This window comes from Pseudoflavonifractor sp. SW1122 (assembly GCF_012027765.1).
Taxonomy (GTDB): Bacteria; Bacillota; Clostridia; order Oscillospirales; family Oscillospiraceae; genus Enterenecus; species Enterenecus faecium.
This window is the reverse complement of sequence record NZ_SJOS01000044.1, coordinates 1-21536: the sequence shown is the minus strand read 5'-3', so window position 1 is coordinate 21536 and position 21536 is coordinate 1. Positions and strand designations below refer to the sequence as shown.

The window sequence follows — 21536 nt, the reverse complement described above, 5'->3', positions numbered from 1 at the left end:
CTCATTCTCTCGTTCCCTCGGCTACGCCGGGGGGATTTTTTATTGGGTGATGACGAATTCCGGCCGCCCGGCGGCGCCGCAGGCCAGCTCATATTTGTCAAAGACCACCACCACCTGCCCCTGTTCATTGAGGTAGAAGCTGCGGTCTTCCGTGATGAGGGATTCCAGGTCCAGATTGGGAAGCAGCTGCTGCTGTTGCTCCTGGGACCACTGGGAGATGGAGGCTCGGATGCTGTCGGCCACAATCTGCTGGTAGTCGTCCCCGAACCAGTCTTTCAGGGTGAGCACCTGCTCTCCATCCAGGTCTACCGTGTAGTAGTAGTCCGTCTGGTAGGCGGTAAAGGAGGTCTCATAGTGGGAGATGTGGAGGGAGACGTACTGGGGACTGATATACTTCACATCATAGTCGATGTTGACCCCCACGGGGCGAAATTCCTCTGGGTCTCCACCGGTGGCCACAAAGGCGTCGTAGTATTCCTTGGCCCGGGTCTCGCTCTCCTCCAGGCAGTTTTCGATGAGCTGCTGGAGGTATTCGTTGACCCGCTGCTCCAGCTCCGTCTTGCCCGTGTTTTCAATTTGAGGGACGACGGCGTCGATATACTGGAATTGGTTCTCACTGTGGTATTCCCGGAAGACGAAAATCCGGCACACATCGCCCACCACGGGCAAGCTACACACCCCCTGGGCGAAGGTGGGGGAGAGGTTGAGCAGGAGCACCAGACAGGCCGCCACCGACACGGGCACCCAGGCGATGAGGCGCAGGAGCCGCAGCTTGTGCCGCCGTTTTCCCTGTCCGCAGGCCAGAGCATCCGCCACAACACTGGACAGCTGGGGAGGAATTTCCATGTTGTCATACGGAGAGTGATCGATCATCTTCCATACCTCCCAAATCCAGTTTTAAGAGCTTCAGGGCCTTGTACAGGCGTGATTTTGTGGTGCTGAGATTGGTGGACGTGATTTCCGCAATGGTGGACAGCTTCATATCCTCAAAATACCGCAAAATGATCACCGCTTTCAGCTGAGAGGGCAGATGGTCAATGGCGGAATACAGGTCCAGATACTCCTCCTGGCCGTAGTTGGCCGGGGGAGGTGGCATGAGGTTGTCGTCCAGGTCTGCCAGATACACCACCCGGGACTGTTTGCGGAAATAGCTCATGCACTCATTGACCAGAATGCGGTAGAACCAGGTGCGCACACACTCCTGATTGCGCAGGGTGTGTTGCTTTTGCAGGGCCTTGACAATGGAGGTGTGCACCAGGTCCAGGGCAGCGTCCCGGTTTTTCACGTGGGCATAGGCGATGCGATATAGCTTTTCCTGGTTTTCCTGGATAAAGGAGACCAGAGGCGAGTTCTTTGAGGTGGCCATAACAGATTCCTTTCCACTGCCACGTGGCCGAATCTCAGGGATTCACGGTGTGGCAGAGCAGATAGTCCAGCCAGTTTTTGCAATAGGAGGGGGTGAGGTGGATGCCGTCGGAGGAGGCGCCCTCAGGCAGACAGAAGTTGTCGTCCTCCATGAGGGCACGGGAGACCTGGAGGTAATAGACCTTCTGCTCCTGGGTCATGTTGAGAATCAGCTGGTTGAACTCCTGAATCTTCTCGTTGGAGATATAGCTGTGGGTCTCGGACACCTTCTGAGACACAGGGAGAATCTCCTGGACGTAGATGACGGCGTCGGGGTTGATGGCCCGGATCTCCTCAATGAGCTGGGTAAACTTGTCGATGAAAATACTGGGATAGGCCCAGCCCAGCTCGTTGATGCCAAACATGAGATACACCTTGGAGAACTGGGTGTGTTTCATGGCCTCCACCACCGTCACCATCTGGCCGTTTAGGTCCACAATGGGGTCGGTGAAGACGGTGTCCACCGTGAGGCCCTTTTGGGCATAGCTTGTGGCGTTGCTCAGGCCCGTATACAGAACCAGTCCTTCGGTGCGGGAGTCCCCGATGAACACGGCGTCGTCCAGATAGCTCTTTTCCACAGCGCTGGACTCCGGCACCGGCTGGGAGAAGTCATAGGGCAGGGACTGGGTGGGGCTGGCCGAGGGAGCCAGAGAGGGCGTGGGCTCCGGCGAGACGGTGGCCGTGGGCGTCGGGGTGGGCTCTGGTTGGTCATTGGAAGGGGCGAAGAGGTGGGTGACCACCGTCACCACAATGGCCAGAGCGGCCAGGCCCAGAACGAGAAAGAAGAGAATGGTGAGGGGAGATGCGCGGTGACGCCGTCTCCTGTGGCGTCGGGGTTGAGTGCTCATAGAAGGTACCTCCAAGGTTAAAAAATATGACATAAAAATCCCAATGGATGCTGTGTGCATGCTCGACAGTGTAGACGCGCAGCGGTGGAAGAAAGTTGACGAATGGGCTGCGCTTTTTCGAAAAATTTTTTCCTGCCAGAGCAGGCGCAGAAATGCGCATTTGAAAAATCTATCATTTTAGCATACCACGATTTTAGGGGTTGTCAACGGGGGGCGAAAGGAGAATTTTTTCTGCATATCAGCGCACCATTTGGGCAGTGTGTTCCCCGCTCCTTTGGCGTGAAATTGGGCTGTATAACCATTTGGAAAATGCTCATAATAATTGACAAAACAGGTAATTTCCCATGACACCTGTGACTTTTCAAATACAGAGGAGTGGCAAAGGATGAAAGCAACGGGCATAGTGAGAAGAATCGACGACCTGGGTCGTGTAGTCATACCAAAGGAAATCCGCAGAACCATGCGCATCCGGGAGGGCGACCCCCTGGAGATCTATACGGACCGGGAGGGCAGCGTCATCTTCCGCAAGTACTCCCAGCTGGAGGACATGGCGGAGCTGGCCGGAGAGCTGTGCGAGACCATGTACCGGGTCACCAGTGTCCCGGTGGTAGTCACCGACCGGGACTGCTGCATCGCCGCCGGGGGTGCGCCCCGGAAGGAGCTGGTGGAGCGGGGCGTGTCCTCGGAGCTGGGCCAGGTGATGGAGGAGCGCAAGCCTTACTACAGCAGCGGCGAGGGCCTCACCCTCACCGAGGGGGACGGCCGCTACCAGGTGGAGGCGGTGTATCCCATCATCAGCCACGGGGACGTGCTGGGCAGCGTGCTGCTGCTCCACGGGGACGTTCCGGTGGGGGAGACGGAGCAGAAGACCGCCCAGATTGCAGCGGCTTTTCTGGGCCGACATATGGAGAGCTAAGAAAAAATAGGGATGCACGCGTGATTCACCGTGCATCCCTATCTACTTATTGTCCCAAATAGTCCTCGGGATTGATGGGGGCGTCCCCCTGATACATGGCAAAGTGCAGGTGTGGCTGTTTGCCACTCTCCGCCACAGAGGTCTCTCCCACTTCGCCCACCACGGTGTCCGAGGCCACGGTGTCGCCCACCGCCACCGGGGGATTTTCCTCCAGGTTGGAGTAGACGCTGAACAGCTCATTGCCGTGGTCCACCACCACGGTGACGCCCATCACATCGTCTTCATATACGGCGCTGACCACGCCCTTGGCGGTGGCCTGGACCCGGGTGCCCAGGGAAGAGGCGATGTCAATGCCGTCGTGGGTCCGCCAGTCCCCCATGGTCTCGTTGTAGGACAGGGCCTCTACCGAGAAGGAGGAGATCACCGTCCCGCTCACCGGCCAGGAGTAGGCGCTGGTGGGTTGGGCGGTGGCCTCAGGGGTAGGCTGAGGGGTGGGAGCGGGTGTGGGCGTGGGCTTCGGCGTGGGGCGAGGCGTGGCCGTGGCCCTGGGGGCCGGAGTGACGGTGATGGATGCGGTGCTGGATGCCTGGTGATCGGCCGTTTTGGACAGGTTGCTGCGCACGCTCTGAATCATGAAGTAGGCGGACAGGCCAATGACCATCACGCACACCAGCACGGCAAGATAGAATCCTTTCCCCGTGACAAATTCCACGGCTCGCTGCCATAAATTCGGTTTCTGGTTCATAATAACACCTCCACGGCTATTTTGGACAGGAGGTGAGAGGCCTATACCGGAGAATGGAAAAATGATGGAGGAGATTCCAGACTGGGGAATCTCCTCCATATAGGCGGGCAAAAAGCCAACATCTGTATAAGCGGTTCAGATGATTTTGTAGGAATAAAAGCCCTCGGCAGAGTTTTCCCGCCCGCAGGCGGGAAAATAAATTGAAATCACGTATTTTCCCAGGACATGCGCATGGGAAAATACACATCTCAGCCCGCCAGTGTGGAATTGGGTCGCCCTTTGACCCAATTATGCATGCAGCGGGCTGCATCCCCTCGAGAAAATGCTGGCATTTTCGAGAAATATATTATTTGACTTTGATGGTCATCAGCAGCTCGCCGGCCTTGACGCTGGTGCCGTCGGAGATGAGCACCTGGTCCACCACGCCAGCCATGCGGGCCACCACAGAGGTCTCCATCTTCATGGCCTCGATGACGGCCAGCACCTGGTTTTCCTCCACAATGTCGCCGGGCTTCACGGCCACCTTGGCCACCATGCCGGGGATGGAGGAGCCCACCTGGCTCTTGTCGGCGGGGTCTGCCATGACCACGACTTTGCCCTTCACTTCCGCCCGCTTGTCCGGCACGGCCACCTCGCGGCGGGTGCCGTTGAGCTCGAAGTTGACGGTGCGGGTGCCGTCGTCGTTCTGGTCGCCCAACCCCAGGTACTTGATGACCAGGGTCTTGCCGTCCTCGATGTTGATCTTGTTGGTCTCACCGATGGCCATGCCGTTGAAGAACACGTGGCTGCTCATGCGGGTGATGTAGCCGTACTCCTGGCGGTGGCGGCGGTAGTCCTCGTACACCTTGGGGAACAGGCAATAGGAGAGGATGCCCCGGGTGGTGATGTGCTCGGGCTCCATGAACCGGGTCATCTCCTCCCGCACGGCCTCCAGGTCCACGGGGGGCAGCAGCTGACCGGGGCGGCAGGTGATGGGCTTCTCGCCCTTGAGCACCACTTCCTGGAGGCCCTCCGGCTGGAAGCCCCAGGCGGGCTGGCCCATCATGCCCTTGAAGTAGCTGACCACCGAGTCGGGGAAGGACAGGCTCTTGCCCCGCTCAATGATGTTGTCCGGGGTCAGGTCGTTTTGCACCATGAAGATGGCCAGGTCGCCCACCATCTTGGAGGAGGGGGTCACCTTCACCAGATCGCCCAGCATGTCGTTGACGGTCTTGTACATCTCCTTGACCTCGTCAAACCGGGAGCCTAACCCTAAAGATACCACCTGGGGATACAGGTTGGTGTACTGGCCGCCGGGAATCTCGTAGCGGTAGATGTCGGTGGTGGGGCTCTTCAAACCCTCGTCAAAGCTGGCATAGCGCAGACGCACGTCCGCCCAGTAGTTGTCCAGCCGCTGAATCTCCCGCAGGTCCAGCCCGGTGTCTCGCTCCTGGCCTTCCAGGGCTGCCACCACGGCGGACAGGGAGGGCTGGCTGGTGAGGCTGGACAGGGAGGCGGTGGCGCAGTCCACAATGTCCACCCCGGCCTCGGCAGCCATCAGGTAGGTGGCCACCTGGTTTCCAGTGGTGTCGTGGGTGTGCAGGTGGATGGGCAGGCCCACCTCCTGCTTGAGGGTGGAGATCAGCTTCTTGGCGGCGTAGGGCTTGAGCAGACCGGACATGTCCTTAATGCACAGGGTGTGGGCGCCCCGGCGCTCCAGCTCCTTGGCCATATCCACATAGTATTTTAAGGTATACTTGTCCCGCTTGGGGTCCAGGATGTCCCCGGTATAGCACATGGTGGCTTCCAGCACCTTGTTCTGGCGCAGGACCTCCTCCATGGCCACCTCCATGCCGGGAATCCAGTTGAGAGAGTCGAAGACCCGGAAGATGTCAATGCCCTCCCGGGCGGCCTCCCGCACAAACTCCCGTACCAGGTTGTCGGGGAAGTTGGCGTAGCCCACCATGTTGGAGCCACGCAGCAGCATCTGGAAGGGGATGTTTGGAATCTTCTCCCGCAGCTGCTCCAGGCGGTCCCAGGGGGACTCGTGGAGGAAGCGGTAGGCGGTGTCGAAGGTGGCCCCGCCCCACATCTCCAGGGAGAAGCAGTCCTGGAGAATCTCCGCGGTGCCGTCCGCCCCGTGGAGCATGTCACGGGTACGCATCCGGGTGGACAGCAGGGACTGGTGGGCGTCCCGCATGGTGGTGTCGGTGATGAGCAGCTTCTTCTGGTTCAGCACCCACTCCTTCACCGCCTCGGGGCCCTTTTCGTCCAGCAGTGCCTTGAGGCCGTTCAGGGGCTTTCCGGTGGGGGTGGGGAAGCGGGGCTTGTGGTACTGCTTGCGCTCGGTGTCCGGGTTGTCCACCTGGATTTGGGCGATGTACTTCAAGACCTTGGTGGCCCGGTCCCGGCTGTTTTCAATCTCAAACAGCTCGGGGGTGTCGTCGATGAACTTGGTGTGACAGGCCCCGGCCAGGAAAGCAGGGTGGTTGAGAATGTTGGTGACAAAGGGGATGTTGGTCTTCACGCCTCGCACGTGCTCCTCGTTCACCGCACGGGTGGCCCGGCGGCAGGCGCCCTCAAAGGTGTTGTCCCAAGTGGTGACCTTCACCAGCAGAGAGTCATAGTAGGGGGAGACCACCGCCCCGGCCGCAGCGTTGCCGCCGTCCAGACGCACCCCAAAGCCGCCGCTGGAGCGGTAGGCGGAGATTTTGCCGGTGTCGGGGGCGAAGTTGTTGGAGGGGTCCTCGGTGGTGACCCGGCACTGGATGGAGTAGCCGTAGATGCGCAGGTCCTCCTGGCGGGCCAAACCAATGGCGGGGTGGGAGAGGGGGTGACCCTCGGCAATGAGGATCTGAGCCCGTACCAGGTCCACGCCGGTGACCATCTCGGTGACGGTGTGCTCCACCTGGATGCGGGGATTCATCTCAATGAAGTAGTGCTGGCCGGTCTTGCCGTCCACCAGGAACTCCACGGTGCCGGCGTTGACGTAGCCCACGTGTTTGGCGATCTTCACGGCGTCCGCCCGCAGGGCCTCCACAGTGGCCTGGGGCACCGACCAGGCGGGGGCGTACTCCACCACCTTCTGATAGCGGCGCTGGAGGGAGCAGTCTCGCTCGCCCAGGTGCACCACGTTGCCGTGCTCGTCGGCCAGAATCTGTACCTCGATGTGCTTGGGCTCCACCAGGAACTTCTCGATGAAGATGTCCTCGTTGCCGAAGGCCTTGCGGGCCTCGTTTTTCACCAGCTCAAACTCCCGGCGCACGTCCTCCTCGCTGTCGCAGCGGCGCATACCACGTCCGCCGCCACCGGCGGCGGCCTTGAGGATGATGGGAAAGCCATAGCTCAGGGCCTTCTCCACCGCCTCGTCGGCGTCCTTCAAGGGCTGGGTGGAGCCGGGGATGATGGGTACGTTGCAGGCGATGGCGGTGGCCTTCGCCGCCAGCTTGTCACCCATTTGGGCCAGCACCTGGGAGGGCGGGCCGATGAACTTGATGCCGTTTGCCTCACAGGCCCGGGCAAAGTCGGCGTTTTCGGACAAAAAGCCGTAGCCGGGGTGGATGGCGGTGACGCCCCGGCGCTTGGCCAGGTCGATGATGGCGGGGATGTCCAGATAGGCCCCTAAGGGGGACTGGTTCTCCCCAATGAGATAGGCCTCGTCGGCCTTGATGCGGAACATGGAATTGGTATCCTCGTTGGAGTACATGGCCACCGTGTGCAGCCCTAAGTCGTGACAGGCGCGGAAGATGCGGATGGCGATCTCGCCCCGGTTGGCGGCGAGCACCTTGGAGAATTGTTGTGCCACTGTCCTACCTCCTTATCCTTGAAACATATTGGATGATAAGGTACATTATAGAGGTTGTTTTTCCCTTTTGCAACGGAGAACCTATGTGAAAAAATAAACTTGGCATTTCTGACATGAAATGCTTTATCTCGGCAAAGAAGTTGTGGTAAACACACAAGAGTCCACGTCCTGCGGACAAATGGCCGGGAGTTGGGGGTGTTCATCCGAGGGGAAGTGTGATACAATGTATCCCATATGCCGCGCAAGCGGCAGGTGTTGTCCAGGAGGTGGTGAAGGTGGGAAACAAAGAGGTCAATGTGGCCCTGTCCGCTCTGTCCGGGGTGGGTCCGGTGCGCAGCGGCAAGCTGGCCAAGCTGGGCCTGGAGCGGCTGGGGGATGTGCTGTGGCACTTCCCACTGCGGTATGAGGACCGCAGGAAGATGTACACGGTGCGGGAGGCTCCCGAAGGGATGACCTGCTGTGTGAAGGCCATGGTGGCCCAGGACCCCCAGCTGTCCCGGGCAAGGAGCGGCGTGGAGCTGGTGAAGGTGCGGTGCGTGGATGAGACCGGGACACTGCACCTGACTTTTTTTCACCAGAGCTACCTCCGCCGGGCCTTTTCCCCCGGGGACCAGTATATTTTTTACGGGCGCGTGGAGCGGCAGGGCAGAGGGCTTGCCATGGTCAACCCCCTCTTTGAGAAAGAGGGGGAGGAGCGCTATACCGGGCGCATCGTCCCGGTCTACCCCCTGACGGCGGGCATCCACAACGCCCTGATGGTGAGCTTAGCCCAGCTGGCGGTGGACCAGGTGGCCCCCACGGTGGAGGAGGTGCTCCCCACCTGGGTGCGGCGGGAGTACGGCCTGTGCCAGCAGGAGTTTGCTCTACAGAACATCCACTTCCCCCAGAATTTCGAGGGGCTGGCCAGCGCCCGGAAGCGGCTCATCTTTGAAGAACTTATGACCCTCACCTGCGGCCTGGCCATGCTGAAAGGGCGGCGGCAGCAGGGGGAGGGGCTGGTGTTGGGTCAACACACCCCGGAGCAGTTCTGCGCCCTCCTGCCCTTCACCCCCACCGGGGCCCAGACGAGAGCCATGGAAGACATCTTCCACGACGTCACCTCGGGGCGGAGCATGAACCGCCTGGTACAGGGAGACGTGGGCTCCGGTAAGACGGCGGTGGCCGCCTACGGGGCGTGGTGTGCCGCCCTCAGCGGGCTGCAGTGCGCCCTCATGGCTCCCACCGAGCTGTTGGCCGAGCAGCACTGCCGCACCCTGTCCTCCATCCTGGAGCCGGTGGGGGTGAAGGTGGCTCTGCTCACCGGGTCGGTGAAGGGGGCGGCACGGAAAAAGCTGCTCCAGGAGCTGGAGCGGGGTGACATTCAGGTGCTGGTGGGCACCCACGCCCTCTTCTCCCAGCCCGTGACCTATCACAAGTTGGGCCTGGTGATTGCCGACGAGCAGCACCGCTTTGGCGTGGCCCAGCGGGGGGCGCTGGCGGCCAAGGGGGGCGAAATTCCACCCCATGTGCTGGTGATGTCCGCCACCCCCATTCCCCGCACCCTGGCCCTGATGATCTACGGGGATATGGAGGTATCCATCATTGACGAGCTGCCCCCTGGCCGCACCCCCGTGGCCACCTATGTGGTGGGGGAGGACAAACGGCAGCGGATGTACGGCTTTGTCCGTACCCAGGTGGGGCAGGGCAGGCAGGTGTATCTGGTGTGCCCCGCCGTGGAGGAGTCCCAGGGGGAGGAGGGGGGAGAGGCCCTTTCCCCCGCCATGGATTTGAAGGCGGTGACCACCTACGCCAAACACCTGCAAGAGCAGGTGTTCCCCGATTTGACCGTGGGCTTTGTCCACGGCAAGATGAAGGCCAAGGAGAAAGAGGCCATCATGTCCGCCTTTGCCTCGGGAGAGGTGCAGATACTGGTGTCCACCACCGTCATTGAGGTGGGAGTGGATGTGCCCAACGCCACCTTGATGATTGTGGAGAACGCCGACCGCTTCGGCCTCTCCCAGCTCCACCAGCTCCGGGGCCGGGTGGGACGAGGTAAGCACGAGAGCTTCTGTGTGCTGGTCACCGCCAGCCGCAGCGACACCGCCCGCCAGCGGCTGCGGGTGCTCACCCAGACCACCGACGGGTTCCAGATTGCCCAGGAGGACCTGCGGCTGCGGGGCCCCGGCGACTTCTTCGGCCAGCGGCAGCACGGCCTGCCCCAGCTGAAGGTGGCGGACTTCGCCTCCGACCTGGAGCTTTTGAATCAGGCCCGCCAGGCCGCCCAGACCCTGGTGGAGGGGGATGGAGAGCTCTCCAGGCCGGAGCACCAGCCCCTGCGCCGGAGAGTGGAGCACATGTTCCGGGACAACCCGGAAATTTTTCATTAATTCATCCGAAATGGAGCGTACAAACCATGACGAGAAAAGAACATAGCAAGGCCCTGCGGGCACACCCCCAGGTGCACTACAACTGCGCCCAGGCGGTGCTCATCCCCTTTGCCGGGGACATGGGGCTTACAGAAGAGCAGGCCAACGCCCTGACCCTGAATTTCGGGACGGGCATGGGCTGCGGCGCCGTGTGCGGCGCCATTTCCGGGGCCTTTGTGGCCATGGGTGGCCTGGGGATGCCCCAGGAGAAGCGGGTGGAGCTGCTGCGGGAGTTCCGAGCGGCCCATGGAGATGTCCACTGTGCCCAGCTGCTGAAAGGCGCTGTGGAGCGGGGCGAGGAGAGAAAATGCCACTGTGACCGGATGGTGGCCTGGTGTATGGACTGGGTCAGCCGGGAGAGCGGTTTGGAGTAAAGGAGCGAGACACAAGTGGAAGCCATCATTCAACGCCTGGCCCAGGAGTTTTCTGTCCCGGCCAAGCATGTGGAAAACGTCATCAACCTTCTGGACGAGGGGAACACCGTCCCCTTCATCGCCCGGTACCGGAAAGAGATGCACGGCGGCATGGATGACCAGCTCATCCGCCAGCTGGCCGACCGTCTGCAATACCTGCGGGGGCTGGATAAGCGGCGCCAGGAGGTGAAAACCGCCATTGAGAACCAGGGCAAGCTCACCGACGAGCTGGCCCAGGCCATCGACGCCGCCCAGACTTTGGCGGAGGTGGAGGACCTGTACCGCCCCTATCAGCAGAAGCGGCGCACCCGTGCCACCATGGCCAAGGAGAAGGGGCTGGAGCCTCTGGCACAGACCCTCTATGACCAGAAGCGGGATTGTCCCGCCCCCGAGACCTTGGCCCAGGACTTTATCAACCCGGACTTGGGGGTGGAGGACGTGGCCGCAGCCCTGCAAGGGGCGTCTGATATCGTGGCGGAGTGGATTTCCGACGATGCGGACATCCGCAAGACCCTGCGCACCCTCTACGGCAAAAAGGCCATGCTGGTGTCCAAAGCCGCCGCCAAGGAGCCAGAGGACACCGTTTACCGCCTCTATTATGAGTTCTCCGCCCCCGTCAACAAGGTGATGGGCCACCAGGTGCTGGCCATCAACCGGGGGGAGCGGGAGGACATCTTGAAGGTGTCCGTGGACATGGACGAGGAGGAGGCCCTGGTGGCGGTGCGCCGCCAGGTGGTGCACCCGGGCACCCCCGCCATGGCCTTTGTGAAAGCGGCTGCGGAGGACGCCTACCGCCGCCTCATTGCTCCCTCGCTGGAGCGGGAGGTGCGCAGCGACCTCACCGAGAGGGCCTCGGAGGGGGCCATCGGCCAGTTTGCGCTAAACCTCAAGCCCCTGCTGATGCAGCCCCCGGTGAAGGGCCATGTGACCATGGGTCTGGACCCCGGCTACCGCATGGGGTGCAAGGTGGCGGTCATCGACCCCACGGGTAAGGTGCTGGACACCACCGTGGTCTATCCTACCCACGGGGAGCGGGGCAAGCAGGAGGCCATTGCCAAGCTCTCCGCCCTGGTCAAAAAGCACCACGTGCAGCACATCGCCATTGGCAACGGCACCGCCAGCCGGGAGACCGAGCAGATGGCGGTGGAGATGATTGGAAAGCTCAACTGCGGCGTCACCTATATGATGGTCAACGAGGCGGGGGCTTCGGTGTACTCCGCCTCCAAACTGGCCGCCGAGGAGTTCCCCGACTTTGACGTGAACCTGCGCTCAGCGGTGTCCATCGCCCGCCGCCTCCAGGACCCCCTGGCCGAGCTGGTGAAGATCGACCCCAAGAGCATCGGCGTGGGCCAGTATCAGCACGACATGCCCCAGGCCCGCCTGGGCGAGGCCCTGGACGGGGTGGTGGAGGACTGCGTCAACGCCGTGGGCGTGGATGTAAACACCGCCTCGGCCCCTCTGCTGGCCCGGGTGGCGGGTCTGACCCAGACCACCGCCAAGAACATGGTCAAGTACCGGGAGGAGAATGGCCCCTTCACCACCCGCAAACAGATTTTGAAGGTGCCCAAGCTGGGCCCCAAGGCCTTTGAGCAGTGCGCCGGATTTTTGCGAGTGCCCGAGAGCAAATCCCCCCTGGACAACACCGCCGTCCACCCCGAGAGCTACGCCGCCGCCCAGAAGCTGCTGGAGCTGTGCGGTTACACCCTGGAGCAGGTGAAGGCGGGTACCCTCCAGGATTTGATGGACAAGGTGAAGGCCTACGGCGTGGAGCAGGCAGCTCAGGCGTGCGGCGTGGGTGTACCCACCCTGCTGGACGTGGCGTCCGAGCTGATGAAGCCGGGGCGTGACCCCCGAGACGAGCTGCCCGCCCCGGTGCTGCGCACCGATGTGCTGGAGATCAAGGACCTGAAGCCGGGCATGGAGCTCAAGGGCACCGTGCGCAACGTCATCGACTTCGGGGCCTTTGTGGACATTGGCGTCCACCAGGACGGCCTGGTGCACATCAGCCAGATCTGCGACCGCTTCATCAAGCACCCCTCTCAGGTCCTGTCTGTGGGTGACGTGGTGACGGTGTGGGTCAAAGAGGTGGACGAGAAGAAAAAGAGAATCTCCCTGACCATGAAGGGAGCCGCGGCGGCCACGCCGGGAAAGTGAGGAGAAATAGACCATGAGCGGTAAATTGTATCTGGTTCCCACCCCCATCGGCAATCTGGGGGACATCTCCCGGCGCATGGCAGACACCATGGCAGGGGCGGACTTTCTGGCCGCCGAGGACACCCGGGTGACGGTGAAGCTGCTCAACCACCTGGGGCTGAAAAAGCCCATGGTCAGCTACCACCGCCACAATTGTTCCACAGCGGGACCCGCCATTGTGGAACGTCTGCTGGCCGGGGAGAGCTGCGCCCTGGTCACCGATGCGGGCACCCCCGCCATCTCCGACCCCGGAGAGGACCTGGTGGCCCTGTGTGCCCAGCACGACATTGAGGTGGAGGCCATTCCCGGCCCCTGCGCCCTCATCTGCGCCCTGTCCGTCTCCGGGCTGCCCACCGCCCGGTTCACCTTTGAGGGCTTTTTGCCCCAGAATAAGAAAAACCGCCGCTCCCACCTGGATAGTTTGAAGGGGGAGCAGCGGACCATGGTGTTCTATGAGGCCCCCCACAAGCTGGAGGACACCCTGGAGGACTTTGTGGCGGTGTTCGGGGCAGAGCGGCGCATTGCCCTGTGCCGGGAGCTGACCAAACTCCACGAAGAGGTGGTGCGCACCACCGTGGGCCAGGCCCTGGCTGACTGCGCCACCCGCCCGCCCCGGGGGGAGTATGTGCTGGTGGTGGAGGGAGCCCCCGAGGCTCCGGCCCAAGAGGCAGACCCTCAGGCCGCCCTGGAGCGGGTGGCCCAGCTGCGAGGCGAGGGCCTGTCCCTCAAAGAGGCCTGCGCCAAAGCTGGGGAAGAATTTGGAATCAAGAAGCGTCAATTGTACGATATGAGCCTGGGAAAGTGATTACGAATAGTATAAAAAGGCGCCTTTATTTTCTGGAGAATTTAGACATTAAATGACAAAAAAGTCCGGTGGAAATAGTTTCCACCGGACTTTTTGCTCGAAAAAGTAGTTACTTTCCTTCCAGTTCCCGCAGGCAGGATGCGCAGATGTTCTTGCCCTTGAAGGTGGTGATTTCGGAAGACTCTCCGCAGAAAATGCAGGCGGGCTCGTACTTCTTTAGCACGATAGAGCCACCATCTACGTAGATTTCCAGGGCGTCACGTTCTGCAATGTCCAGGGTGCGGCGGAGCTCAATGGGCAACACGATGCGGCCTAACTCGTCTACCTTGCGAACAATTCCAGTCGATTTCATATGTGAAGTCCTCCTTACAAAATGTACACTTTCACAAACCTCCTTCATTATAACACAGTGTATAATCTTGTCAATCGCAAAAGTATAAAATTAATAGAACTATAATATTTTTCCAAGAAATTTGTCGAAGGCGTATGGAGAGGGAAAAGGGGGCATAAACATGGGGGAAGAAGGAGGGAAAATGGACCATGGCGATGTCTTGGATCTGGGTTGTGATGGTGGGAGCGTCCATTTTATGCGGTGCAGCCACCGGGCGTATGGATGCGGTGGCCGGGGCGGCCCTGGAGGGGGCCAATGCCGGGGTGGAGCTGAGCCTGGCCATGGCGGGGGTGATGTGCCTGTGGATGGGTGTGATGCGGGTGATGGAGAAGAGCGGCCTGGTGGGCGGGCTGTCCCGGTGTCTCCACCCCATTCTCTCCCGGCTCTACCCCCAGCACCGGGATGATGCGCAGGTGATGGGGGCGGTGAGCGCCAACGTGGCGGCCAATCTACTGGGGCTGGGCAACGCCTCCACACCCTTGGGGATCCGGGCGGCCCAGCTCATGGCCCAGGGGGCGGGAGGCGTGGCCAGTGACAGCCTGTGTATGCTGGTGGTGTGCAACACCGCCTCCATCCAACTCATCCCCGCCACGGTGGCCAGCATCCGCCAGGCGGCGGGGAGTGGGGCGGCCTTTGACATTCTGCCTGCGGTGTGGCTGGCCTCGGCGGTGTCGGTGACGGTGGGCATTGTGGCGGCCAAGGTGATGGCCCGTGTGTGGAGGGAGTGAGAGGACATGATGTCCATGGTGGTGCCTGTCATCATGCTGGGGGTCATGGTGTGGGGCATTGCTTGCCAGGTGGACGTGTGGTCCACCCTGGTGGAGGGAGGCGCCCAGGGGCTCCAGACGGCGGTGCGCATGGTGCCCTCCCTGGTGGGGCTGCTGTGCGGGGTGTACATGCTGCGGGCCTCTGGGGCCCTGGAGCTGCTGGAGGGGCTCATAGCGCCGGTTCTGGGCCTGGTGGGCATCCCGCCGGAGACGGTGGGGCTGCTGGTGGTGCGGCCCATCAGCGGCTCAGCGGCTCTGGGGCTGGGGGCGGAGCTCATAGAGACCTACGGCCCGGACTCCCTGGTGGGGCGCACGGCGGCGGTGATGCTGGGCTCCACCGAGACCACCTTCTACACGGTGGCGGTGTACTTTGGGGCGGCCAAGATCAGCCGCACCCGCTACGCCATTCCGGCGGCCCTGTGCGGGGATGTGGCGGGCTTTTTGGCCGCCAGCTGGGCGGTGAAGTGGCTGTTTGGGGCATAAAAAAGAACGGGCTACCAAGCCCGTTCTTTTTTATGCTTCTTCTTCGGTTTCTTTGGGGAGTTTCTTCACCAGAATCTCCAGCACCCGATGGTGCTCCACACTGGTGACCGTGACATCCAGGTCCTGCCACACGAAGTGGTCTCCCACATCGGGAATGCGGCCCATCTGCTCCAGCACCCAGCCGGAGACGGTGGCGGCATCACAGGAGCCGGTTACCGAGAACAGGTCGTACATGTCGTCCAGGTTGGCCGAGCAGGCAATGAGGTAGCCGCCGTCCGGCTGGGGGCGGAACTGCTCCACCACCTCGTCGTGCTCGTCCCAGATGTCGCCCACCAGTTCCTCCACCACGTCCTCCATGGTGAGCAGGCCCTCGGTGCCGCCGTACTCGTCCACCACAATGGCCATGTGGGTCTTGGTGCGCTGGAACTGGCGCATCAGGTCGTCAATTTTGGTGCCGGTGGTCACATGGAGCACCGGGTGAATGAGGGGGGCCAGCTGGGTGCGCCCGTGGTAGCGGGCGGCAAACAGGTCCTTCTGGTGGATGACGCCCACCACGTTGTCCAGGGACTCATGGTACACCGGCATCCGGGAGTACCCCTCCTGGGCAAACAGGGCGGTGGCCTCCTCCATGGTGGCGGTGTCCTCCAGGGCCACGATATCCACCCGGGGGGTGAGAATGTCCGAGGCCTCCAGATCGTCAAAGCGAATGGCGGAACAGATGAGCTGGCTCTCCTCGGCGTCCAGACCGCCCTGGTCCTCCGCCTCAGTGACCATGGTCACCAGTTCCTCGTTGGTAATGCCCACGTCCTCCTTGGTGTGGAAGACTTTGGACAGCAGCTTCTTCCACAGGGAAAAGAAGAAGGTGGCAGGGGTGAGAATCACCATGAAAAACCGCAGGATGGGGGCGGAGAACAGGGCGAAACTCTCAGGGGACTCTTTGGCCAGACTCTTGGGGGAGACCTCGCCGAAAATCAAAATCACAATGGTGAGCACCACCGTGGATATGGCGGGGCCGCTGGTCTTGCCCAGCAGGTCGATAAAGAGCACGGCGGACAGGGTCGTGGCCACATTGTTGACAATGTTATTGCCAATCAGGATGGTGGACAGGAGCTGATCGTATTTGTCGGCCAGAGCCAGCACACGGGCGGCCCGGGCATCTCCGTTGTCCGCCCGACTTTTCAGCCGGATGCGGTTGAGGGAGGTAAAAGCCGTTTCGGTGGCGGAGAAATACGCACTCATCACCACCATACAAATCAATACGATTAGCAGAACTATACTGTCATCACCCAACACGGAATCATCACTCCTCCATTTATTCTCTTTCTTATGTGCTTGGGTATTGTCACCAAATATACCACATCCCTGGACAATATGCAAGAAAAAGTCGTGTAAAGGAAAGGCGAGACCAGGGAAGAGCGGAGAAAAATTTGTGCCATGCCGTGAGAGAAACACGGCATGGCACAAGAGGATGGATGTTAATTTCAGTTTATTCTTCCGCCATGGCCTTGGCAGCGGCAATGGCCTTCTCCTGGGCGGCGGGCGGGCAGTCCTCATAGCGGACGAAGTGGAACACAAAGGAGCCACGGGACTGGGTCATAGCCCGCAGATCGATGGCGTAGGTCATCATCTCGGCCATGGGCACCTCAGCGGTGATCACCTGGCTGCCGTCGTCGGTGGGGTCCATACCCATGACGCGGCCACGGCGCTTGTTCAAATCGCCGATGACGTCGCCCATGTAGTTGTCGGGCACGGTGACCTTCAGCTCACCCACAGGCTCCATGAGCACGGGGGAGGCCTCGGGCAGAGCGGCCTTGTAGGCCAGCTGAGCGGCGGTCTTGAAGGCGATTTCGGAGGAGTCCACTGGGTGGTAGCTTCCGTCATACAGAGTGGCTTTCAGATTCACCACGGGGTAACCAGCCAGTACGCCGTGGAGGCAGGCTTCCCGCAGACCCTTTTCTACGGCGGGGAAGAAGTTCTTGGGCACGGAGCCGCCGAACACCTCTTCGCAGAATTCCAGCTCTTCGTTGGGACCGGGCTCGAAGCGAATCCACACGTCACCGAACTGGCCGGAACCACCGGTCTGCTTCTTGTGGCGGCCCTGCTTGGACACGCTCTTGCGAATCTTCTCGCGATAGGCCACACGGGGCTCGCTGAGCTCCACTTCCACGCCGAAGCGGCTCTTGAGCTTGCTCACCAGCACGTCCATCTGGATGTCGCCGGCGGTGGTCACCACCATCTGGTGGGTCTCGGCGTTGTTCACCACCCGGAAGGTGGGATCTTCCTCGTTGAGGCGGGCCAGACCTGCGGCGATCTTATCCTCCTGGCCACGGACCTTGGGGGCGATGGCCTTGGAGTAGTTGGGTTCGGCGAAGGGCAGGGGATCCAGCTTCATAAACTTACGGGCGTCACACAGGGTGTCACCGGTCTTCACCTTGTCCATCTTGCCAATGGCGCCGATGTCGCCGCACATGAGCTCCTTGACCTCGGTGTTCTTCTTGCCGGTCATCACATACAGACGGCCCAGCTTTTCATTGTTGCCGGTGTTGGTGTTCACCAGAGTCATGTCGGGGGACAGGTGGTCGGAGAGCACCTTGACAAAGGAGAACTTGCCGTACTGGTCGGCCACCGTCTTAAAGACGTAGGCGGCGGGCACAGCACCCTGGGAGACGATGAACTCGGCGGGCTCGCCCTCACGGTCGGTACCCATGGCGGGAATACCTTCCAGAGGAGTGGGGAGCAGGTCGATGATCAGGTCCAGCAGCATCATGGTGCCCAGGCCGGTGTAGGCAGAGCCGCACAGCACGGGGACGATGGAGCCGTCCTTGACGCCGGCCTTCAGGCCCTGCACCACCTCGGCGTAGGTGAAGGGCTCGCCGGAGAAGTATTTGTCCATGAATTCCTCGCTGGTCTCAGCCACAGACTCCATGAGTTTTTCGTAAATTTCCTCAATAACGGGGACCTTGTCCTCGGGGACCTCGATCTCCACACGCTTGCCGTCGTGGAGCTCGAAGGCTCTCTTGTGGAGCACATCGGCGATGCCGGTGACACGCTTGTTCTCGTCCCAGATGGGGACCACCATGGGGGCAATGTTCTTACCGAAGTGCTCGCGGAGGGTATCGAAGGCAGAGTTAAAATCCACATTGTCTTCGTCCATCTTAGAGATGTAGATCAACCGGGGCATCTTCCGCTCATTGAGCAGCTTCCAGGCCCGCTCGGTGCCCACAGACAGGCCGCCCTTGGCCGCGCACACCAGAATACCGGCATCGGCCACAGACAGGCACTCCACCACTTCACCGGCAAAATCGAAGTTACCGGGGGTGTCCAGCACGTTGATCTTACAACCGTTATATTCCACAGGAATCACAGAGGCGGAGATGGAGATCTGACGCTTGATTTCCTCGGGATCGTAGTCGCTGACGGTGTTGCCGTCGGAGGTCTTACCCAGACGGTCGATGACGCCGGTCGTACGCAGGAAGCTCTCCACCAGAGTGGTCTTTCCGTTACCACCGTGACCCAACAGACAGATGTTTCGAATTGCATGCGGAGAATAGCTCATGTTTGTTCCACTCCTTAATCTTTGCCATTTGCGCCATCCCTGGGGAATGGGCTTGAATGAATTATACAATGGTGTTCCATAAAATGCAATGGTAATTTGACAAAATGACGAAAACTTTTTAACGCTACTGTGAAAAATAGTGCGAAGGCAGTAAAGGGGAAAGGGTTTACTGACGTTGGGGGAGAAGAAAAAATACAGGCTTTGCCTGGTGGCAAAACCTGTATGAGAGTGGTAAAAATTCGGTTGTCGATGGGTGGAAAATTGGAGAGAATGACGAAAGATTCCGCCTCAGGCCTGGGGCCAGACCACAGCAATGTCGCCGCTGCCGTCAGGCTGGGCGGCATCCACCTGGGTGTAGGCTACGCCGGACTGGTTCAGATGGGAGGCCAGGGCGGTGGCGGTGTCCGGGTCGGCCACACAGCACAGATATCCCCCTTCCAGGGTGGTGACGGGGAGGTCGCCCAACAGCTCCTGGCTCTCTTGAGACAGAGGGGCGGAGAGGAGCAACACCGTGTCGCCGCCGGGGACGGAAAACTCCTGGGGCTGGACGGAGAAGACGGCGGGGGCGATACCGGGATTGGAACGGGCGGCCACCGGAGAAGCGTTCTCCTGGCTTTGGTGGAAGGAGGAATAGCCCAGAGCCACCACCAGGGCCAGACAAGCGGCCAGAGCGCCGCAGGCCTTTCCGGCTCGGGGGAAGCGAAGAACCGGGGCGGTCTGGCGGGGCAGACCCTCCAGAATCTGCTGATGCAGTTGGGGGGGCATATCTGGGGTCAGGCGGTGCAGGTCCCCGCTGAGCTGGGACAGCTCTCCATATAGTTGGGCGCAGGAAGGGCAGGTGTTCAGATGCTCTTCCAGCTGGGCGTGTTGGGCAGGGGTCAGCTCGCCGTCCAAGTCGGCGCTGATCCACTCCAGATAGGTCTCATGTTCCATGCCCTTCACCGTCCTTTCGTAGGCAAATTTTATCTCTTCGTTTCGTTAGACGCATCTCAGGGGGAAAAGTTCCCGCTTTGACGCAAATAATTTGCCAGAGCCAGCCGGGCCCGGGCCAACCGGGACTTCACGGTCCCGTCGGACAGACCCAGAATGGCCCCAATCTCCTGGTAGGAGAGGCCATTGATCTCCCGCAGCACCAGGATGCGGCGGTGCTCTTGGGACAGCTGCTGAAGCCCCTGCTCCAGAGCAGTCATCCTCTCTCCCCGCTCCAGGTGCTCCTGGGGGGAGGGGCCGGGGTGGGGCAGCTGCTGGGCCAGGGAGAGGCTCTCCTCATCGTCCAGAGAGGCATCTCCCCGCCGCTTTTTCTCCCGGCGCAGCAGGTCCAGACAGGCGTTGTCGGTGAGGCGGTAGAGCCAGGTGGAAAAGCTGCTCTCCCTGCGGAAGGTGGGCAGGGCCCGCCATGCCTTCCAAAAGACCTCCTGGGTCACGTCGGCGGCGTCCTCCCGGTTGCCCACCAGGCGCAGGGCCTGGTGGTAGACCACCGTCTCATATTGTTCCACCAGGTGGGCGAAGGCCTGGGTATCTCCCTGGGCGGCCTGGCTGATCCACTCCTGTTCTTCCACATTCCTCACCTCCTGCGTGGAAGTCTTTTACTCCATCAGCACAGGTCCCGGCGAATGCCTGCCGTGACCTTGTAAAAATCCTCTGCCGTGGACATGGAGCAAATCTGCTCCTTCCAGTACCCGGCGTAGGGCACCCCTTTCAGGTACCAGGCGTAGTGGCGGCGCATCTCCAGGCAGGCGATGCGCTCCCCCTTGTGAGCCATGGCCAGCTCAAACTGGCGCACGGCCACGTCGCAGCGCTGGGCCAGGGGGGGCGTCTCCGGCACTTCCCGGCCCTCCACGGCGGCGGCGCACTGCTCCAGCAGCCAGGGGTTTCCAAAGCAGCCCCGGCCGATCATCACCATGTCCGCCCCGGTGTAGGACAGGGCCCGCACGGCGTCCTTGGCGGAAAAAACGTCCCCGTTGGCCACCACCGGAATGGACACGGCCTGTTTGACCTCCCGGATATAGTCCCAGTTGGCGGTGCCGGAGTACATCTGGGTGCGGGTGCGGCCATGGACGGCCACAGCGGCTACCCCCACATCCTCCATGCGCCGGGCAAACTCCACACAGTTGATGGAGCCCTTGTCCCAGCCCAGGCGGAACTTGACGGTGACCGGCTTTCCATCGGCCCCCCGTACCACGGCGGCGGCCACTCGGACGGCTTTCTCCGGGTCCTTCATGAGGGCGGAGCCGTCCCCGGACCCGGCGATTTTGGGCACGGGACAGCCCATGTTGATGTCGATGATATCCGCCCCGGACTGCTCCAGGGCCAGAGCTGCGCCCTTCTCCATGGCGGCCTCGTCGCTGCCGAAAATTTGTACCCCGCAGGGGTGCTCTCCTTCGCCCAGGGTGAGGAGGGAGGAAGTCTTTTTATCTCCATAGCACAGGGCCTTGGCGCTGACCATCTCGGTGACGGTGTAACAGCCGGACAGCTCCCGGCATACGGTGCGGAAGGCCACGTCGGTGACCCCCGCCATGGGAGCCAGCACGATTTTGGTGTTCAGTTCAACATTGCCTATTTTCACAAAGCGTTCTCCTTTGCTCATCAATGCCACCCATCATACCACAGATTGCACCACCGGGCAAGACAGGTTACGACCTCCTTCTTGACAATTGGGGGCTATAATGGCCCAAACTGGACGAATGCGAGGGATTCACTATGACGGGGAAAGAAGGAGCACTGGGCCGGGTTTGGTCGAAGGGGCGGCGGGAGATGCCGCTGAAGGCACGACTGGGAGAGTGCGCCATTGCGTTTTTGCTCACCGCTACCCTCACCGGGGCGGAA

General features: G+C 61.2%; 18 protein-coding genes. 7 read left to right on the top strand and 11 right to left on the bottom strand.

Annotated features, from left to right (window positions below; genetic code table 11):
- Positions 1–39: 39 nt before the first annotated feature.
- From E0L15_RS09700 to E0L15_RS09690, 3 genes are read right to left on the bottom strand one after another with little or no spacing between them, the layout of a single operon-like run.
- Positions 40–873 carry a DUF3298 and DUF4163 domain-containing protein gene (locus E0L15_RS09700; RefSeq protein WP_168125431.1) on the bottom strand — a complete coding sequence of 278 codons (834 nt, stop codon included), beginning with the start codon at positions 871–873 and terminating at the stop codon, positions 40–42.
- Positions 851–1366, bottom strand: a complete 516-nt coding sequence (locus E0L15_RS09695; protein ID WP_168125430.1) for a sigma-70 family RNA polymerase sigma factor — start codon at positions 1364–1366, stop codon at positions 851–853. The genes E0L15_RS09700 and E0L15_RS09695 overlap by 23 nt, the downstream gene beginning before the upstream one ends.
- A 34-nt stretch (positions 1367–1400) precedes the next feature.
- Entirely contained in the window at positions 1401–2252 is an 852-nt protein-coding gene (locus E0L15_RS09690; RefSeq protein ID WP_168125429.1) for a GDSL-type esterase/lipase family protein, read from the bottom strand.
- A gap of 385 nt (positions 2253–2637) precedes the next feature.
- On the opposite strand from E0L15_RS09690, the gene E0L15_RS09685 reads away from it, so the two are divergent.
- Positions 2638–3168 carry a stage V sporulation T C-terminal domain-containing protein gene (locus E0L15_RS09685; protein ID WP_168125428.1) on the top strand — a complete coding sequence of 177 codons (531 nt, stop codon included), beginning with the start codon at positions 2638–2640 and terminating at the stop codon, positions 3166–3168.
- A gap of 46 nt (positions 3169–3214) precedes the next feature.
- Here the strand turns inward: E0L15_RS09685 and E0L15_RS09680 are convergent, their stop codons facing one another.
- Positions 3215–3913, bottom strand: a complete 699-nt coding sequence (locus E0L15_RS09680; RefSeq protein ID WP_168125427.1) for a M23 family metallopeptidase — start codon at positions 3911–3913, stop codon at positions 3215–3217.
- A 346-nt stretch (positions 3914–4259) separates the two neighbouring features.
- Complete coding sequence (locus E0L15_RS09675; RefSeq protein WP_087370064.1) at positions 4260–7697, bottom strand: pyruvate carboxylase; 3438 nt, start codon at positions 7695–7697, stop codon at positions 4260–4262.
- Between the two features lie 275 nt (positions 7698–7972).
- Here E0L15_RS09675 and recG point away from each other — a divergent pair, with 275 nt between their 5' ends.
- Genes recG through rsmI form a run of 4 tightly spaced genes read left to right on the top strand, consistent with a single transcriptional unit; the run spans position 7973 to position 13513 of the window.
- Positions 7973–10063 carry an ATP-dependent DNA helicase RecG gene (gene recG / locus E0L15_RS09670; RefSeq protein ID WP_168125426.1) on the top strand — a complete coding sequence of 697 codons (2091 nt, stop codon included), beginning with the start codon at positions 7973–7975 and terminating at the stop codon, positions 10061–10063.
- A 26-nt stretch (positions 10064–10089) separates the two neighbouring features.
- Complete coding sequence (locus E0L15_RS09665) at positions 10090–10476, top strand: C-GCAxxG-C-C family protein (RefSeq protein WP_168125425.1); 387 nt, start codon at positions 10090–10092, stop codon at positions 10474–10476.
- A 15-nt stretch (positions 10477–10491) separates the two neighbouring features.
- On the top strand, positions 10492–12669 hold the full coding sequence (locus E0L15_RS09660; protein ID WP_168125424.1) for a Tex family protein: 2178 nt from the start codon (positions 10492–10494) through the stop codon (positions 12667–12669).
- A gap of 13 nt (positions 12670–12682) precedes the next feature.
- Positions 12683–13513, top strand: a complete 831-nt coding sequence (gene rsmI / locus E0L15_RS09655; protein ID WP_168125423.1) for a 16S rRNA (cytidine(1402)-2'-O)-methyltransferase — start codon at positions 12683–12685, stop codon at positions 13511–13513.
- Positions 13514–13622: 109 nt separating this feature from the next.
- Here the strand turns inward: rsmI and E0L15_RS09650 are convergent, their stop codons facing one another.
- Entirely contained in the window at positions 13623–13865 is a 243-nt protein-coding gene (locus E0L15_RS09650; protein WP_087231027.1) for an AbrB/MazE/SpoVT family DNA-binding domain-containing protein, read from the bottom strand.
- 188 nt (positions 13866–14053) lie between these two features.
- On the opposite strand from E0L15_RS09650, the gene E0L15_RS09645 reads away from it, so the two are divergent.
- Positions 14054–14632, top strand: coding sequence for a nucleoside recognition domain-containing protein (locus tag E0L15_RS09645; protein ID WP_087392205.1), 579 nt, complete (start codon positions 14054–14056; stop codon positions 14630–14632).
- Positions 14633–14638: 6 nt separating this feature from the next.
- Complete coding sequence (locus E0L15_RS09640; RefSeq protein WP_087370051.1) at positions 14639–15154, top strand: nucleoside recognition domain-containing protein; 516 nt, start codon at positions 14639–14641, stop codon at positions 15152–15154.
- Between the two features lie 30 nt (positions 15155–15184).
- Here the strand turns inward: E0L15_RS09640 and E0L15_RS09635 are convergent, their stop codons facing one another.
- From E0L15_RS09635 to dusB, 5 genes are all read right to left on the bottom strand, one after another.
- Positions 15185–16447, bottom strand: a complete 1263-nt coding sequence (locus tag E0L15_RS09635) for a hemolysin family protein (protein WP_347565993.1) — start codon at positions 16445–16447, stop codon at positions 15185–15187.
- 193 nt (positions 16448–16640) lie between these two features.
- The gene (locus E0L15_RS09630; RefSeq protein ID WP_168125422.1) at positions 16641–18710 is read right to left on the bottom strand and encodes an elongation factor G; all 2070 of its coding nucleotides are present in this window, start codon (positions 18708–18710) and stop codon (positions 16641–16643) included.
- Positions 18711–18998: 288 nt separating this feature from the next.
- On the bottom strand, positions 18999–19643 hold the full coding sequence (locus E0L15_RS09625; RefSeq protein ID WP_168125421.1) for an anti-sigma factor: 645 nt from the start codon (positions 19641–19643) through the stop codon (positions 18999–19001).
- A gap of 56 nt (positions 19644–19699) precedes the next feature.
- Positions 19700–20269: a sigma-70 family RNA polymerase sigma factor gene (locus E0L15_RS09620; RefSeq protein WP_347565992.1), complete on the bottom strand. Its 570-nt coding sequence runs from the start codon at positions 20267–20269 to the stop codon at positions 19700–19702.
- Positions 20270–20304: 35 nt separating this feature from the next.
- A complete protein-coding gene (gene dusB, locus E0L15_RS09615; RefSeq protein WP_347565991.1) occupies positions 20305–21276 on the bottom strand; it encodes a tRNA dihydrouridine synthase DusB in 972 nt (323 codons plus the stop codon).
- Positions 21277–21536 lie beyond the last annotated feature (260 nt).